Below are 15,696 nucleotides of genomic sequence, written 5' to 3'. Positions count from 1 at the left end.
CAAAAGCAAAATAGAAGTAAAAAGTATATTAGATCTCTGTTTTCTAGTTTTTGTTTAACAAAAAATTACAACTCAACTTTTTACAGCCACATTTATAGAAATTATTTTTGTTTGATATAAAAAAGAAAAAATGAAGAAAATATTTTTAATTATAACTTGTTTATTAGCTTTTACTTTGACTACTAAAGCACAAGAAATTTCTGAAAATACCATTGGACTTCGTTTAAGTGGTGGAGAAGATTTTGGTGCAGAAATTTCTTACCAAAAAGCATTGTCTGATATTAATCGTTTAGAAATTGGATTAGGTTTAGGGGATAATTTCGGAAACTTTAAAGCAGTAGGTTTATACCAATGGGTTTGGAATTCAGAAGAAAATTTTAATTGGTATGCTGGCTTTGGTGGTGGTTTAGCTACAACTAGTAGTACTTCTATTTTTGGTTCAGGAAATATTGGAATTGAATATAATTTTGATGCTCCTATTTTACTTTCTTTAGATTATAGACCAGAAATTGGTATTATAGAAAATTCTGGTTTGCGTTCCATAGTTGCTTTTTCGGTTCGTTATCAATTTTAAATAAATATAAAAAGGCCACCATTTATTTTAAATGATAGCCTTTTTGAAATCAAAACTAAATAATTATCAAAACCCAGTTCCTGGTGCCTCAGGACTTTGAGCCTGAGACTTTCGTGGGTTTAAAATCATATAAGTTCCTAATGCAGTTAGTGCGGCATATTTACCGTAATTCCCTATTTTTTTAATAGCTTCTTTACGAGAAATATCTTTATTTGTCTTTATTGTTTTATTCATAATTTTATTGTTTTAAATACTCGTAATTTATTCTATTATTATTTTCTTATTTAAAGTTCCTTTAGCGGTTTGTAACCTTACAATATAAATACCAGTAGCTAAACTAGATAACCCTACATTTAAGGTATTACTTGTTTCAAATTTATTAAGCATTATTTGTTTACCTAATATATTAAATATAGAAATACTACCATCTTCTTGTTGTAACCCAATAATTTTAAGATTATTATTACTTTGATAAATACTAATATCTTTTAGTTCTGAAGAGTTAGTAGAAAGTACTTGAGAAGACGTTCTTAAAAAGAATCTTCCTGATCCATCTAAATCTTCTTCTAATACTACACTGAAATCAGACTGAGTTAAGTCTGTAAACGTATTGTTTTCTCTATCTTCTAAAAACACACTAATTTCTTTTGGTAAATTTAGTGTTGATGAAGATATTGTAATTTCTTTACCTTTTGTTGCTTTAACACCAATAGGAATAATCATGCTTTCATAATCTGAATTTGGTAAGGATTGTACAGCAATCTTCTTTCCATTATTATCAGCAACTAACTCTGTATAAATAGATAAATCGCTTACAGTACCAGTAAATAGAGAACCATCAAAACCATTATCAAAACCAGTTGAAGTACCTTCAATATAGTATAACTTTGTGTTATTTATTAAACCACCTTGAGTTATCTTTAATTCAATTTCGGTTCTAGTAGAATTCTTTTTTAAGAACGTATCTATTTGATGACTTTGATTAGCTTCTGAAAAAGAAACTACATTAGAAGCAACAGGGCCTGCACTAACAAAAAAGGCTTGACCAGGAGCAACTTCAAAAGCAGCATCTGTTCCTGCCATTTTTGTAACATAACCTCCATTACCACTATTTGCACTAGGATCCCATAACCAAATTGTAGCTTCTGATAATCTATCTGTAGCATTGTTATTTGTAAAGAAAGTACCTAAATTCATATATGCTAAAAATGCATTTCCTACTAGGTTAAAGTTGTCTGTTCCTTGAGATATACTAAAATGCTTATCTCCTTTTCTAAAAAAACCTGAAAATTCGACGTCTCCAGCAGCAGCATTTTTTATAGCAAAACCTTTACCTACATTAAAAGCATCTGAACCAGAATAATTACTTGAATAATAATTAAATCCAGATCCGTCATTAACATAATTACCTACTCCTCTAAAATTTGTATTTGTAGTTCCTGATGCCAAAGTATTAGCAGCCATAAAATTAATAATACTCACACCAGCTAATGGAGAAGTAACTAAATGCCATGCTTTTGAAGGATCTGCATCTGCTGTTAATGTTCTTTTATATATTATAGAACCAGTAACTTCAGGTGCAGTTCCACTGATAAGTAAAGAACCTCCATTTTCTACTGTTACATTAACACCAGTAGCGACTGTTAAATTTTGAATGCTTGCTCCAGTAGTATTACTTATTACCGGAGTAAAAGTAGTACCTGTTGGTATTTCTACAAAATCTGTAGAAATAGGGATAGCTCCTTTAGACCAATTACTTGCTGTAGACCAATCTGAAGACGTACCACCTAACCAAGTATTTTCTAAGGGATTAGTATCTAATATTCTTATATTGTCTATATAACCAAACGTTGTTGCATCTAATACTTGACCAGAAGGGCTATTCTCATAACCCTGATCAGGATGAATTACAAGTTTAAACAATGTTTCTGTAGTAAAAGTATGTGTACCAGTCTTTGATGTTCTAATCTCAAATACTATTTCTTGCCAAGTATTTGCAGCAGAAGCATCATATTTATTAAAACCTCTTATAATCATATCGTTAGTGCCATTATCCCCTGCAGCAGCAGAAAATCGAACACCTAAATCTGGCTGAGCTGGGAAATTTACCAACATACTTAAAAATTTAACGTCATTAGGTGCAGCAGCTATAGCAATATCAGGAGTAACATCTACATTTACAAATCCCCACCAACCTGTATCAGATCTACTTACTCTTAAACTATTAGCAGATGTATTTAACCCTGACATTACTGGGTTTGTTTCAACAGAGGCAACTATACCACCAGCTAAAGCATCTACCCCCGGTTCTCCTGTTTCAAAATTAGATATGGTGGTTTGCCCATAAATAAAAGCTGAAGTAAAAAATAGTAGCGTTAATGTAATCTTTTTTATCATAATAATAAACTTTTAAATTTTTGTTAAAATTACTATTTATCATTATTTAAAAGATAGACTCACTTTTGCTATATATGGACAAATCTGTTTTTTTTTAAAATAAACACTATTTTCCACTCAATAAATTATTGATATCCTATTTTTCAATGATATTATTTTTGTTTTTATCATTTAAAAATAATAGTAAAAAAGCAAACCAAATATGGAATCTTATTTAAAAAAAATAATATTTATGACTATTACTTTTCCGAATATTTTCCAATAATCAGTTTGAGTAAAAATATTTTTGATACAGATTCTGAAATTGAGTTTTTATTCACTTTATACGGAAATAACTCCAATACAAAAACATTAGTTGTGAATGAGAATGGAACTATTATATCAAGTATTGCTTATAAAGTTGGACTTTATAAAAGTGATATTGATACACAAAATCCTACTTGGATAAAGAATACAGATTCTAGAATTAAAATGATTTTAAGTGATGTTAACTCTTCAGAAAATAAAAAATATATTTACTCATCACCAGGAAAAGCTACTCTTTCTTGAGCAAAAGCTAATTTGAATAATATAAAAGTAAAAGCTTATCCAAACCCGAGTAATGGTTTTATTAATTTAGATTATAAACTTCCTGAAAATATTGAAAATGGAAAAGTTTTAGTCTATAAACCCGTTGTGCATTATGATTTAAGATAAAAAAGTTGCTCATATTACTGAAAATCAGTAAATTGATTTAAACCCAAATCATTAAATATGAACAACTTAAATGCAAATTACGAAAGAATTTTGGAAGTATTAAGAAAAATATCAAAAGAACAACTTTTAAGTTATCAAAGGCGTTAACCAAAATTTAGTGATTTAGAACTTATTAGTTTGAGTTTAACTGCTGAATTTATGGGAATTGATAGTGAAAATGACTTGTTTAGAAAACTTCCAAAACATATTTTATCAAAAATTGAACGCAGTGTTTACAATAGAAGACGAAGAAGACTCACTAATTCGCTGAATGATATTCGATTAAAATTAGCATCAGCTTTCAATGAGTTTGAAAATTATTTTGTAGTAGATAGTATGCCTTTAGAAGTTTGTAAATTATCAAGGAGTTCCCGTTCAAAAATCTGTAAAGAAGATACTTATGTTTTTCCAGACAAGGGTTATTGCGCTGCGCAAAGTTCTAATTATTATGGATATAAGTTACATGCTGTTTGCTCTGTAAATGGTGTTTTTCAAAGTATAGATTTGAGCCCAGCTTCGGTACATGATATCAATTATCTAAAAGACATTAAACTGCAAATAAGTGATTGTACATTAATTGGAGATAGAGGTTACTTATCATCAGAGATTCAACTTAACTTGTTTGAATCCTGCAATATAAAGTTAAATATACCAATGAGAAGTAATCAAAAAGAGTACAAAAAACAGCCTTATGTTTTTAGAAAAAAAAGAAAAAGGATAGAGACATTATTTTCTCAACTTTGCGATCAGTTTATGATAAGACGAAATTGCGCAAAGACTTTTCAAGGCTTTAAAACTAGAATATTATCAAAAATTACAGCGTTAACAACGGTTCAGTACATCTATAAATTTATATTCGATAGGAATATTAATAATATTAAAATTAGCATTATTTAAAATGCACAACGGGTTCTATAACTTAAATGGAATAAAAGTTAAGGAATATAAAGTAGATAATCACGTCAATTCTTTGAAACTTAATAATTAAAATTTAAGTTCTGGAACATATATTTATTCAATAATAGCTGGACATTATAAGTCGAAACCTTTGAAATTAATAATAAAATAACTAATGCCAACAACATATGTTTTAAAGAATTTGAATCAGCAAAGGGTACCATATCAGGAATAGAAGTTGTTAGAATGATAAAGAAAAATCAACTGGTAAACGCTGAAAGTTCAACCTACAAATTATTTATATCATTAGCTTCTTAAAAAATAAATTATTTTAAAACTTGATGCTTAATTTTAGCAGATGCGACAGAACCAACTTTAATGTTCTCATAAAACCTTATTAAGGCTCTAAGTCTTTACATTATAAAGATGATTTAGATTTTAAGAAGTACAAGGTAAAAGCTTAAGACGAATTCAAAAAAAATAAATTCACCTTATTAACAACAGCTATATCTTTTGGTTTGGTAATTAGTAAAAGGAATATAAGTTTTACTCTGCACTAATATCCATAAAAAAAGTAATTTTCTTAATATTTACAGATATATTTTATGATAAGTTTACATTTTTAAATAAATTCTAATGTATGAAAAAAAATACTTTTAAGATTCTAAGCTTTATTTCTATTTCAACTTTCTTAATACTAATTCTTATAAACAAGAACATATTAGGTTTAAATAAAACCCATAAGGCTGATGAATATTATGAAGAATATGGTGAAGACTACGAAGAAACTGAGGAAGAAATTGCTTTTGAAATGGCAATGGAAAAAGATGGTCACCCAGAAGTTTTTGATCCTTCTAAACTTCAAGGTAAAGAATTAGAAGACTATAATAAACGGTTTACGAAACTAAATGCTTCAGGTTTTAAGTTTAATAGTGAACAAGATTTTGCCGCTTATAGAAAAAAAGCTGCAAAAAATATGCAAACATCTTCTTTAGCTACAGAAGATTCTTATGCTAACAATACCTTATCTGGTTTTTGGGATCAAAAAGAATTTACCTTATTTGATAAGAGTGGTTTTAGAGCAGATGGTTCTGTTTATGACCCCGTAAATAAAGATTTTTATATTGTTTCATTTGCTGGTCATCTCTATAAAATAGATGAAGACGCCGAAAATCAGTGGCTTTTAAGAAATGATCAAAAAAGTTTTTCAAATAATAATTTTAGACTTTCAGGTTTACATTTTAATGGCGTTAATTTACCAGATGGTTCGTTTAGATTACTACATCAACAGAAAAACGGTGGTATGGAGTTTTCTGATGATGAGGGAAGAACATGGATAACTGCAAATGGAGCATTTTTCACAAATGGTAATAACTACAAAACTCTAGTAACAGAAACAGCAACTGGCAAAAAAATTGTTGCTTTTGGAAATCAAAAAAACACAACAGGTTGGAAAGATGTAGTATATATATCTGATGATTATGGGTTAAATTATCGTGAATCTAATGTTGTTGTATACTCTCCTGCTTACGATACTAACATACTTAAACCTTATGGTAGTAACACCATATATTATTTCGCCCTAAGAACTAGCGATAAAAGGTTATCAATTTATAAAATGGAGGAAAACGACTCAGATTTTACTTTATTGAGCGAAACTTATCCTGGTATAGACGCTGTAACCTCTTTAAAAGGCGCAACTGTTAATGGCACCACTACTATTTATGTTAGTTATACCAATAACACAATTTATTACTCTACCAATGAGGGTGGTTCTTGGACAAAAACAGGAAGCACTCCTCAAGATAGAGATATTATAGACATACATCCTACTAAGCCAAACATTTGTTTTTCTGGCTTTACAAGGTTAAATATTTCATTTGACTATGGTAATACTTGGGTTAATAACGGCAATAAACTACCACCAATAGATCATGTTTGGGATCTACAACACATGAGGTCTTACGAAAAAGAAGATGGAACTTTCTTTACATTTGGTGGATTTGATTTTGGTTCTTTTTACTCTTCGACTCCAGAACAATGGGATTCATGGATTCCAATTAACAAAGGGACACCTGCAATGATGAGTTATGATTCAGCAACTAGTGAAAAACACAATAGAATATATAGTGGAAATCAAGATAGAGGCTCTCAAAGTATATTAGGAGATGACAAAGGAGAAGAAGGTTTTGTTTCACCAGCATTAAGAGAAGCAAATACTGATGTTTTAAGAGTAGCTACAGCAAAGGGTGGAGAATCTGCATGGTATTGGTATTATTATGGTTCAATTGGAAGAAGTCCTGTAGTTGGTGGTGGTAACTTTGGCGCTGTAACAAAAAAAGATTTTTATGGAAATTGGCAAGCAACCATGATGGTTGCCTCTCCAAACATTTCGGAGGATGCTGTCTATATTCCCTGGAGCAATGAATTACAAAAAATATCTTATAACGGGAGTGAAATTAGTAGAACTATACATTCCTATACTTTTCCAGAAACAGTACTCAGCTTTTCATATTCTAAAATAAACACAAATAGATGGTATGTAGGATTAGCCTCTGGTAAAGTTATGTATTCAATCGATGGTGGAAACTCATTCTCACCATCCAATTACCCTGGTACTTGGCCAAAAGGTAGTGTCAGCACTTCTAGAAAAAGATCACCTGCAATTGCAACAAGCCCTATAGATGAAGCAACAGTATACTACGCAGGAGCAGGTAATAATTTTTTAATTTCTACTGATGGTGGAAAAACATTTACAAATCACAATAATGGATTAGACGTAGATAGAATAGTTGGTTTAGCTGCCTCACCAAATGGCCAATTTATTTTTGCAGCCTGTGTTTTTGATGGTGCTTGGGTCTTTTCTGTACAACAAGACAAATGGTTTAAAATGGAAAGCAACAAACTTCCAAAAGAAATTAGATACTCTGCAGTACAGTTTATAGAGGATGAAAATTTAGTAAGGTATGGAACCTATGGAAGTGGTATTTTAGATTTTAGAATTAATGAAGATTTTTCTACTATTTATTTAGCTCCAGATAATTTTAAAATTGAAGTTGTAGATGAAACCTGTGTAGGTAAAAACGGGAAATTAAAAATTGAAACAAAATTTAGACATAATTATAATGTAACCATTTCTGGTGTAAAATATGATTTTGACAACACTTTAAATGTACCAAACTTAGAACCTGGATCTTACAACATTTGCATTGGTATAGATAATACAACATATAATTATTGTGCTACTTTAGAAATTAAAGAATCTGAACTTTTATCAGGTAAAACCTCTGTGAAATCTAATAAAATTAATATTGATCTAAAATCTGGAACTGCACCATATACAGTGTATATAAACACAATTAAAGTATTAGAAACGCATAGTACATCTTTTAGTTTACCTGTAAAAGAAGGCGATTTTGTTCAAGTAGCATCAAAAGCATCTTGCGAAGGAAAAATCACAAAAACAATAGGAGAAACGATTAAACTAAAGGCATTTCCAAACCCTACTGACAACTTTTTTGAAGTTCGAATTCCTGCAAATGATAAGCAAATAACTATAGAGTTATATTCTCTAGAATCTGGTCTAATATCCAAAAAACAATATCCAGTAATTAACAATAAAGTAAGGGTTGACGTTAAAAACATAGCTTCTGGAGTTTATTTTGCAAGATTAAATTTAGAAAAGCCGAAAACAATTAAAATTATAAAAAAATAAATATGAGAAAACTATTATATATTTTTATTTGTAGCATTATATATTCATCATGTTCTAAAAGTGACGACGGTGGTTTAAGTCAAAGTACAGATAGTATTCCTTCTGCTCCTTCTTTAGTATATCCTGCTCAAAATCAATTGTGTATAGATAATACTCTTGAGTTTAAATGGAATACATCAACAAATGATGATGGAAGTTCTGTAGTGTATATCTTTGAAATCGCAACAGACAATCAATTCTCTACTATAATTACATCTGAAATACAAACTTCTTTGTCAAAAATTGTAACACTCGAGAAAGGAGTTGCTTATTACTGGAGAGTAAAAGCAAAAAGTAGTAAAGGTATAGAAAGTGATTATTCTCCTACTTCTCAATTCTACACAGAAGAAATCCCCAACAGTAACAACTTACCTTTTTCTCCTGATAATGTTGCTCCTTTTGTTGGACAAAATTTTGACGGAGTAAATACTATAGATCTGCAATGGACAGCCTCTGATGTAGATAAAGATCCTTTAAAGTACGATGTCTATTTTGGTAAAGACAAAGATGCGCTTACCCTAATGGTAGAAGACACAGAACAAACAACGTTACAAGTAACTGCTGATTCTCCTGAAACCACTTATTACTGGCAAATAACTGTTAAAGATGATAAAGGTGCGGAGACCAATGGACCTATATGGAATTTTAAAGTAAATAGTTTTTAGATTTTTATTATTTGTATTTTTTGTTAATTAAATATCCTTACTTTATCATTTCAGACTGAAGTAAGGGTGTTTTTCATGTTGTATTATTTATATTTTTTTTCCTTAAAAGCAGGACTCCAAATATCTTTGTATTCTGGAATCTTATTTTGCATAAGCTTTTGATGAATATGATAAGTAACATTCATCCAATCTTTTCCTTCTACCCAAAGTGGAGTTTTCATTTCTTGTTGCCAAATGTGATAAGAAAGAAACATACTATCTAACTGAGATTTATTTTGTTTAGAAATATCATTTATTTCACCTAAATCTTTGTTTAAATTATACATTACAGCTCCATAGTTCTGTAAATGAATCATTTTAAAATTACCCTTTCTAACCGCAGATTCTTCCAATTTTCTCCAAAACAATGTTTCATGTGGATTGCATTTTTTTTCGCCTTTTACATAAGGCAACAAATTTTTGCCATCTAATTGTAATGCTTTGGGTTTATTAATTTTAGCGGCACTTAAAGAGGTGGTAAAAATATCTAATGAAGATGATAATCCTTCAAATTTTTGATTTCCATTAACCATTTTTGGCCAACTGATTACAAATGGAACTCTATGACCACCTTCAAATTTATTTCCTTTCCACCCTTTTAGAACTCCTGTAGAAGATTGATTATTATGAGCCCCACCATTATCACTTAAAAAATAAATTAATGTGTTTTCTCTTATTCCTAAATCATCAAGCTTTGTTAATAATTTACCTATGTTCTTATCTAAATTCCAAGTCATGGCTGCTAACTTTTGTCTTGGATGATCTTTAAATTTTTCTAAATCTTCTTTTTTAGCGTGCATTGGAGTGTGAACCGCATTGTAAGACAAGTACATAAAAAACGGTTTCTCTTTTGAATCTGCAACAAATTGAACAGACTGGTCACCTAAAACATCAGTCATATAGCCATCAAAAACTACGCGTTTTCCATTGTGTTGTAGCATTTTTTCTTTTGATGGATTTTCTAATGAGAAATAAGAACGACTTCCTGCTAGAAATCCATAAAACTCATCAAACCCTCTTTGGTTTGGATGATCGGAAGTTTCTTCTCCTAAATGCCATTTTCCTAAAGCATAGGTATTGTAACCATTGTTTTGAAATACATCTGCAATGGTGGTTACGTCATCACTTAAACCAATTCCTCCTGTTCCATTGGCTTCAAAACCAAAACGCTGTTGGTATTTTCCTGTGATTAATCCAGCTCGTGATGGCGCACAAACAGTAGCACTAACATGCGCATCAGTAAAAATTACACCACTTTTAGCTAAGTCATCAATATGAGGCGTTTGCAAATCTTTACTTCCCATAAAACCAAAATCTACATAACCTGCATCATCAACTAAAATAATGATTACGTTAGGTAACTTGTCTTTTGGAGTCTCTAATTTTGATTTACATCCAAAGCTAACAATGAGTGAGAAAAGAAATAGTGAGAAAAAACGATTCATTTATAAAAATAATTAACTATAGTTATTGAATGGGAATGATACTGTAAGAAAACGATTGATTTTTTGCTTTAATTTGGTATTGCTCTAAAGGCCTTGTCCACCAACTTGTGTCTCCTCCAACACCCATTTGTTCATTATCTATATTAATATTTACAAAGTCTCTTTTTTTAATATCTATAGTATGGCGTTGTTGTTTAGTTTCGCCAGCATCAAAATCTGAATTGTATTGATGATGCGCACTAAAACCAATATTTTCTGGACCTAACACTTTAATACCTTGCCCTAAACTATTTGTAAATGTTACCCAACGCACATCAGTTCTATAGCCATTTTCTTGGGGCCTGATATACGGAAAATACAATTCTGAAACAGAAGCTTTATAATTACCAACAAATTGCGATGTTTTTCTATCTTGATAATTTTCTAAAGGCCCTCTACCATACCAATTTACTTGATTTAAGTCTTTATTTATAGTAAAATTAGTTCCAAAACGAGGTAAATTAGGCAACGCTTTTTTTAGGTTTTGTAAAGCGCTTTTAATTGTTATTTGCCCAGATGCATCAATTACATACTCCATCTTTATTGTTGCAATGTCTTCAGGCAGTTTATAAGTCATTTCTAGATGTACAGCATTTCCATTAAAACTTATTTTATCTGCTGATAATAAATCAAGAGATGATTTTTCATCATTTAAAAGCATAGAGGTTAACTCTTGATTTTCAGTTGCTTTTTTCCAAACTCCAAAATGTTTGGGCATGTTAAATCCGTAATCGTTATCTGTTGTTGCTCTCCAGAAATTGGCAGATATTCCTTTTTGGATAATATTTCCGTTTCCGTAATCTAACTTTGATAGTGCTCCTGTTTTCTTATTAAAACTAGCTGTAAAATTTTCTGATTTTAAAACAACTTCCTTTTCTGTGGAAGAAAGCATTAAATGCTCTGTAGATTTTTCTTTGAAATTAGGTATAAAAGTACCTGTTACAAATTGCGCTTTTGCTAAAGGAAATCCTTTAGAAAGTAATGGTAAATCTTTATGGGTAGTTGCTAAAAAATTAAGTTGGTATTCATGCTTTTCATCATCTAATTCAGGCAAGTCCAATTGTACCATTTTTGATTTTTGAGGAGCGACATCTAAAACTCCTAGACTCCCAGAAGTTACTTTTTCGCCTTCTTTAAAAAGCTCCCAGTCTATTTTAAAATTATTTAAATTGGTAAAGAAATATTCATTAAAAATTTTTATCTGACCCGTCTTAAAGTTAACATCCGAAAATTGAATGTTTTGATATACTTTTTTCAATTCTTCTAAACCAGGATGTGGTGTTCTGTCTGGATTTACAATTCCGTTTAAACAAAAATTAGCATCATGTTGCAAGTGAGCAGCTTTAAAATCACCTCCATAACCCCAATATTTTTGTCCGTCTTCTGTTTCAGTCAAAAGACCTTGGTCTACCCAATCCCAAATAAAACCTCCTTGTAACACATCGTATTTTCGAATAACGTCCCAATAATCTTTAAAATTCCCCAAACTATTTCCCATAGCATGAGAATATTCACATAAAATTAGAGGTCGTTTTGGGTTGTTTTCTGCGTATTTAATTAATTGAGGAATACGATCGTACATTGGTGCTTGAATGTCTGTATTCTCGTATTTGGTTGCGCCTTCGTATTGAGTAGGACGTGTTGCATCGTTTTCTTTTAACCAATGATAAGTTGCAAAAAAGTTATCTCCATTTCCTGCTTCATTCCCTAAAGACCAAGTTACAATTGAAGGATGATTCTTATCACGTTCAAACATTCGAATTGTTCTATCTAAATGTGCAGCTTTCCAATCTTTTCTATAAGCTGGATGTATTTTTTTTATCTCAGGTTTTTTGTCTAAACCTTGGTTCGTTGTGCCCATTCCATGCGTTTCTATATTGGCTTCATCAATTACATAAAATCCATATTTATCGCATAAATCGTAAAAAAATGGGTTTTTAGGATAATGACTACAACGAATGGCATTTACATTATTTTGTTTCATTAGCCTAAGGTCTTTAATAGTTAATGCTTCATCTACCACGTGCCCTGTAGTTTCGTCATGATCGTGAAGGTTAACTCCCTTAATTAAAATAGGTTTTCCGTTTACTAAAAATTGGCTATTCTTAATTTTTATATTTCTAAAACCTACTTTTACTGAAGTAGTTTGTAAAAGCTCCCCATCAGGATTACTTAATGATAAAACTGCTGGATATAAGTTGGGAGTCTCTGCTGTCCAGGGTTTTACATTTTTAATATTTTCTTTAAAGGTTATGTTTGATTTGGCTTCTGAAATATCAACTATTTTAGTTGTAGAAAAAATTTGTTTTTTGTCATCATCAAAAAGTGTGACTTCTAGTTTTCTTTTTTCAACAGATAGTTTTGTGTTTTTAAGTTCTATATCTATACTAAATGCCCCATCTTTATAGTTGTTTACCAAATCACTGCCTACCTTAAAATCATTGATTGCAATTGGGTTGTCTGCTCTTAAATATACATCCCTTTCTATACCACTTAGTCTCCAAAAATCTTGATCTTCAATATAACTCGCATCAGACCAACGTAAAACCTGTACTGCAATCTGATTTTTTCCTGACTTAATATATTCAGTAATATTAAACTCAGCTGGTGTTTTACTACCTTCTGAGTAACCTACTTTTTTTCCATTTATATATACGTACATGGCTCCACTTACACCAGCAAAATGCAAATAAATGTCTTTATTTTTCCACTTCGTGGGGATTTTAAAATCACGTTTATAACTTCCTACGTTGTTTATATTATGAGGAATAAATGGTGGGTTTTTGGGAAAAACATAAACAACATTTGTATAAATAGGCAATCCAAACCCTTTCATCTCCCAGTTAGAAGGTACTGAAATAGTATCCCAACCATCTAAATTGAAGTCTTCTTTGTAAAAAATCTCTGGTCTTCCTTGAACGCTATCTGAGTAATAAAAATTCCAAGTGCCGTTTAACAACTTATAATTTGAAGATGATTTCCAATCTTTACCAAGAATTGCATTATCTAAATTGTCGTAATTATAAAAAGTAGCTTTTGGAGATTCTCTATTTATTTGAAATATTTCTGGATTTTCCCATTCTGGATTCTCCCACAATTTCGCGGTATATTTAGGCCTTAATTTTATTTGTTGTTTACAAGAGATCATTAAAAAGGCGAACAAGAATATTCTTAAGAAAAACTTCATGACATGAACATTATAATCGTGAATTAAAAAATAAAAAAACAGACATATAAATACGTCTGTTTTTCTAGTTAAACTTTATCTAATCAAATAGATAGTTAGTAAACAATATTTATTTTACAAATAGTTTTTTAGAAGCTATACTCCCTTTACTATCTTTAATTTTTACCATATACATTCCTGTAGATAAAGAAGAAATATCGAACTGATTTACACCAATGTTAAGAGCATTTACTTTTTTACCTAAAATATTATAAATAGAAATCTCTTTTATAATAGTATTGTTTAAAGTATTTACTTTAAAAATGTTGCTTGCAGGATTAGGAGATAAAGAAATAGTATTATTCAACTCAAAGTTTGATATACTTAATGGATTACTATCTAAAATTTGTATTTGATCTATATACAAAAAAGAGTCTGAATCATTTAGTATCTGACCTCCTTCAACGATAGTTGCATCAGCTATATCTGGGTGAAATACTAATTTAAAAAGTGTACTGCCTGTAAAACTTGTAGCTGTTTGACTATCGACAATTGGAATTACAATTTGTTCCCATTGAGCTTCTCCAGAATGTAAAGTTGCAGGTCTTATAATACCTCCATTAGTTCCGTTATTATCATCAGCTGTTGCGTTAAATCTTACAGCTAGATCAGTTTTAGGGCCATAAACCATAAAACTTAAAAATTTTGTTTCAGAATCTGAAATGGCAATATCTGCAACATCGATACCTGCAAAAATCCACCACTGTGTAGCGTTTCTACCAATTTTTAAAACTTTTGCTGTGGTATTATCTCCACTAGCATTGGGGTTATCTACAATTTCGGCGGTAATACCACCACCTACATTTGTTAGTGCATCCTCTGCTGTTCCATTTTCAAAGTCATTAATCATAGTCTGCCCAAACATTAAGTTTGTTGAGCCAATTAATAAAATGAATAAATAAGTAATTTTTAGTTTCATAATAAAGTATTTAGTTAAAATTGTTTGATATAAAACTACCCAATTAAACTAACTAAAAAATGGACTTATATTAGTAAAACATAGACATAATTACTTTTTAACTTACTTCATTTTCCATACTCTAATATAATCTACTTTAGCTTCTGTAAACTCTCCTATATTTCTTTCTGAAAAATTAGTATTTGCAGCGCCTCCAAAACTTGCACCTGTAGATAACCATAAGAATTCTTCAACTTTTGGAACCCATATACCTTGGTAACGTGTTTTAAATTGCCCATCATAATAAACCTCTAACTTATCTTCATTCCAAAGTAACCCAAAAGTATGATAACCAGAATGAAGACCAGGAGTTTCATAGCGTCTTGTATTTGCTTTATGGCTTTGTCCATAGCCATCTATATGTACTACACTTTTTGTGTAATCACCAATCCAAGCAGATTCAAAAACATCTATTTCTGCGCCGTCATTACCTGTACCATCTATATTCCCCATATTATCTCCTTGCAACCAAAGAGCGGTATGAGTGCCAAAAAAAGTTTCTGCAATTTTTATTTTAGCTTCTATATAACCGTACTTAAATTCGAATAAATTATTTGTGAAAACACCTCCACAATGCAGTACATCATTAGCTACTTTTTCGCTTTTAAGAACTAAGTTTCCCTCTTTATAACTTACATTTTCTGGTTTCCAAAACCATTGATTTATACCAACTCCTGGACGAGCTGCTCTACTTTTTGCAGAGTTATTTTTAGTCCATTTAGTAGGTTCGAATTTATCAAAATTATCTTCGAACATTAAAATCCAATTGCTTGTATTTTCTGAATTAAGCAATGGTTTTGCGGCTGCAACTGTATCATCATCTAAATCATTAAATTGTTCGTCATCAGGTGATGTAGAATTACCCTCTGTACAGGAAACAAACACAAATGCGAATAAAATAAGACTAAATAAAAACTGACTGCTTTGAATATTAAATTTGATGTACATTTTTAATTTTTTTAGGTGA

The 15,696-nt window shown here is 30.6% G+C and carries 10 protein-coding genes and 1 pseudogene; 5 read left to right on the top strand and 6 right to left on the bottom strand.

Going from position 1 to position 15,696, the window contains the following annotated elements:
- Positions 1-130 precede the first annotated feature (130 nt).
- Positions 131-574: a hypothetical protein gene (locus WHD54_RS08700; protein ID WP_088323799.1), complete on the top strand. Its 444-nt coding sequence runs from the start codon at positions 131-133 to the stop codon at positions 572-574.
- A 66-nt stretch (positions 575-640) separates the two neighbouring features.
- Here the strand turns inward: WHD54_RS08700 and WHD54_RS08695 are convergent, their stop codons facing one another.
- Positions 641-808: a hypothetical protein gene (locus WHD54_RS08695; protein ID WP_198943147.1), complete on the bottom strand. Its 168-nt coding sequence runs from the start codon at positions 806-808 to the stop codon at positions 641-643.
- Positions 809-835: 27 nt separating this feature from the next.
- Positions 836-2,971, bottom strand: a complete 2,136-nt coding sequence (locus WHD54_RS08690; protein ID WP_088323800.1) for a T9SS type A sorting domain-containing protein — start codon at positions 2,969-2,971, stop codon at positions 836-838.
- Between the two features lie 270 nt (positions 2,972-3,241).
- Here WHD54_RS08690 and WHD54_RS08685 point away from each other — a divergent pair, with 270 nt between their 5' ends.
- The 4 genes and pseudogenes from WHD54_RS08685 (at position 3,242) to WHD54_RS08670 (ending at position 9,022) form a co-directional block, all read left to right on the top strand.
- Positions 3,242-3,520: a hypothetical protein gene (locus WHD54_RS08685; RefSeq protein ID WP_088323801.1), complete on the top strand. Its 279-nt coding sequence runs from the start codon at positions 3,242-3,244 to the stop codon at positions 3,518-3,520.
- A gap of 204 nt (positions 3,521-3,724) precedes the next feature.
- A pseudogene (locus WHD54_RS08680) lies at positions 3,725-4,603 on the top strand (IS982 family transposase).
- A 640-nt stretch (positions 4,604-5,243) separates the two neighbouring features.
- Positions 5,244-8,318, top strand: a complete 3,075-nt coding sequence (locus WHD54_RS08675; RefSeq protein WP_088323802.1) for a T9SS type A sorting domain-containing protein — start codon at positions 5,244-5,246, stop codon at positions 8,316-8,318.
- A 2-nt stretch (positions 8,319-8,320) separates the two neighbouring features.
- Positions 8,321-9,022 carry a hypothetical protein gene (locus WHD54_RS08670; RefSeq protein WP_088323803.1) on the top strand — a complete coding sequence of 234 codons (702 nt, stop codon included), beginning with the start codon at positions 8,321-8,323 and terminating at the stop codon, positions 9,020-9,022.
- A gap of 83 nt (positions 9,023-9,105) precedes the next feature.
- Here WHD54_RS08670 and WHD54_RS08665 read toward each other — a convergent pair whose 3' ends face one another.
- The 4 genes from WHD54_RS08665 to WHD54_RS08650 all read right to left on the bottom strand — a co-directional run bounded on the left by WHD54_RS08665 (position 9,106) and on the right by WHD54_RS08650 (position 15,677).
- Positions 9,106-10,506, bottom strand: coding sequence for a sulfatase-like hydrolase/transferase (locus WHD54_RS08665; protein ID WP_088323804.1), 1,401 nt, complete (start codon positions 10,504-10,506; stop codon positions 9,106-9,108).
- 22 nt (positions 10,507-10,528) lie between these two features.
- Positions 10,529-13,642 (bottom strand): glycoside hydrolase family 2 TIM barrel-domain containing protein, encoded by a 3,114-nt coding sequence (locus WHD54_RS08660; protein ID WP_340766901.1) that lies wholly within the window; start codon positions 13,640-13,642, stop codon positions 10,529-10,531.
- Between the two features lie 199 nt (positions 13,643-13,841).
- A complete protein-coding gene (locus WHD54_RS08655) occupies positions 13,842-14,690 on the bottom strand; it encodes a T9SS type A sorting domain-containing protein (RefSeq protein WP_088323806.1) in 849 nt (282 codons plus the stop codon).
- Positions 14,691-14,792: 102 nt separating this feature from the next.
- Positions 14,793-15,677, bottom strand: a complete 885-nt coding sequence (locus WHD54_RS08650) for a glycoside hydrolase family 16 protein (RefSeq protein ID WP_088323807.1) — start codon at positions 15,675-15,677, stop codon at positions 14,793-14,795.
- Between the last annotated feature and the right edge of the window lie 19 nt (positions 15,678-15,696).

Source organism: Polaribacter tangerinus, from assembly GCF_038024095.1.
GTDB classification, from domain to species: Bacteria; Bacteroidota; Bacteroidia; order Flavobacteriales; family Flavobacteriaceae; genus Polaribacter; species Polaribacter tangerinus.
Note: the sequence above shows the minus strand (reverse complement) of the source record. Positions and strands in the feature narration are given on the sequence as shown.